The 2,660-nt window shown below is 68.1% G+C and carries 2 protein-coding genes; both read left to right on the top strand.

Features of this window, described 5'->3' with window-relative positions:
- The first annotated feature begins 111 nt into the window (after positions 1-111).
- Positions 112-1,269: a virulence factor Mce family protein gene (locus tag CSR00_RS29655; RefSeq protein WP_099025919.1), complete on the top strand. Its 1,158-nt coding sequence runs from the start codon at positions 112-114 to the stop codon at positions 1,267-1,269.
- Between the two features lie 2 nt (positions 1,270-1,271).
- A partial coding sequence (locus CSR00_RS29650; RefSeq protein ID WP_141564539.1) for an MCE family protein occupies positions 1,272-2,660 on the top strand: 1,389 nt, incomplete at its 3' end.

Raw genomic sequence — 2,660 nt, 5'->3', positions numbered from 1 at the left:
AGATGTGAATAAGAGGCAGGTCTCACCCCTGGCCGCCGAGGCGCCTCCGGCCACGGCTACCGACCCCGCCGCCGGGCTGCAGGGAATGATGATTCCGACGGGAGCCGGATCATGAGCCGGCGCTGGCCCCGGGCCGTCCGGGCGCGGCGGTTGGTCGTGACGGCCCTGGTGGGGGTGTGCGCGCTGGCCCTGACCGCCTGCGGTGACTGGCAGGGCCTCAACTCGTTGCCCATGCCCGGCACCCAGGGGCACGGGCCGGGGTCGTTCACCATCCAGGCGCAGATGCCCGACGTGGACAACATCGAGCAGAACTCCCGGGTGCGCGTCGCCGACGTCACCGTCGGCAACGTCACCAAGATCGAGCGTCAGGGCTGGCACGCGCTGGTGACGATGAGCCTCAACGGCGACGTCCAGCTGCCCGCCAACGCCACCGCCAAGGTGGGCCAGACCAGCCTGCTGGGTTCGCTGCACATCGAGCTGTCCCCGCCCACCGACGTGGCCCCCGAGGGTCGTCTGCACGAGGGCTCGTTGATCCCGCTGTCCTCGGCCGGCATCTATCCGACGACCGAGCAGGCGCTGGCCGCGATCTCGTTGTTGCTCAACGGCGGCGGCATCGGACAGCTGCAGGACATCACCAAGGCCTTCTCGACGGCGTTCGCCGGCCGCGAGGCCGACCTGCGCAGCCTGATCGAGCAGCTCGACAAGTTCATCCAGTACAACAATGAACAAAAGAACGACATCATCGACGCCACCGAGAGCCTGAACAATCTCGTCGGCCAGGTCGCGGCGCAGAAGCCGGTCGTCGACAAGGCGCTCGAGACCATCCCGGACGCCCTGGAGGTCCTCAAGGATCAGCGCAACCAGCTGGCCGACGCCCTGGTTCAGCTCGGCAAGTTCAGTGCCCTGACCGCTGATTCGGTCAACCAGACCAAGGCCGCGCTGGTGCAGGAACTGCGCGATCTCGGTCCGGTGCTGCAGTCGCTGGCCGACGCGGGCCCGGCGCTGACCCGCGCGCTGAGCTTCTTCCCGACCTTCCCGTGGCCCAAGGAGACGATCGACAACTGGATGCGGGGGGACTACGGCAACCTCAGCCTCATCTTCGACCTCACGCTGAGCCGGATCGACAGCGGCTTCTTCACCGGAACGCGCTGGGAAGGTGACCTGACGGAGCTGGAGCTGCAGTGGGGCCGCACCATCGGCCAGCTGCCCAGCCCCTACACCGCCGAGAATCCTCTGGTCGCGCCCTACCACTGGGATCAGGGACGGTAGCCATGCACATCACCCGCAAGACGATCGTCCAGATGTCGATCCTGAGTGTGGTCGCCGTCGTGGCCGGCGCGGTCATGATCTTCAACTTCATCCAGGTACCGGCGATGCTCGGCGTCGGCCGCTACACCGTCACCGTGGAGCTGCCCGAGGCCGGTGGTCTGTATGAACGGGCCAATGTCACCTACCGTGGCACCACCGTGGGCATCGTCAAGGAGGTGCGGCTCACCGACCGCGGTGTCGACGCGGTGTTGTCGATCGAATCGAACTACAGGATCCCGGCCGATCTGAGGGCCGAGGTGCACAGCGTCTCCGCCGTCGGTGAGCAGTACGTGCAGCTGCTGCCCCGCAACGGCGACCCGCCGTATCTCGCCGACGGGTCCGTGGTCACCCAGCAGAACACCTTCGTCCCCCCGGACATCAACGGTCTGCTCAATGCCACCAACCGCGGCCTGAAGGCGATCCCGCAGGAGAACCTGAGAACCGTGGTCGACGAGGCGTACACCGCCGTGGGCGGCCTGGGACCGGATCTTTCCCGCCTGGTGAAGGGGTCGACCGCGCTGGCGATCGATGCCCGCAAGAACCTGGACGAGTTGACCACCCTCGTCGACGAGGCCAAGCCGGTGCTGGATTCGCAGACCGACACCTCCGGGGCCATCCAGCGTTGGGCGGCCAACCTGGACTCGATCACCGGACAGCTGCAGAGCCAGGACGCGGCGGTGGCCGGCGTGCTGGTCAAGGGGGCGCCGGCGGCCGACGAGGTGCGCGCGTTGTTCGACCGCCTGCAACCCACGCTGCCGATCCTGCTGGCCAACCTGGTCAGCGTCGGTGAGGTCGCCGTGACGTATCAGCCGAACCTGGAGCAGCTGCTGGTGCTGTTGCCGCAGGGGGCCGCGGTCACCTCGGCCATCGGCGTCGCCAACCGGCATGCCCGCCAGGACCACAAGGGCGCCTACCTGAGCTTCAACCTGAACCTGAACCTGCCGCCGCCCTGCACCACCGGCTACCTGCCGGCCCAGCAGAGGCGGGTGCCCTCCGACGTCGACGCACCCGACCGGCCGCCGGGCGACCTGTACTGCCGCATCCCGCAGGACTCGGCGTTCAACGTGCGCGGTGCCCGCAACGTGGCCTGTGAGACGGTGCCGGGCAAACGTGCGGCGACGGTCAAGCAGTGCGAGAGCAACGAGCCCTACCAGCCGCTCAACGACGGCTATTCGTGGAAGGGTGATCCCAACGCGACGTTGTCGGGTCAGGACATCCCGCATGTGCCATCCGGACCGGGGAACGCGGGGCAGCCTCGGTGGCCTCAGCGGTTTCGGTGGCCTCGGCGGATGCTTCGCCCTCGTCACCGTCCCCCGAGGATTCCTGGCCGGTCCCCTCGCCATCGGCGGTGC

Source organism: Mycolicibacterium palauense (genome assembly GCF_002592005.1).
GTDB classification, from domain to species: domain Bacteria; phylum Actinomycetota; class Actinomycetes; order Mycobacteriales; family Mycobacteriaceae; genus Mycobacterium; species Mycobacterium palauense.
This window is presented reverse-complemented; position numbering and strand designations above follow the sequence as displayed.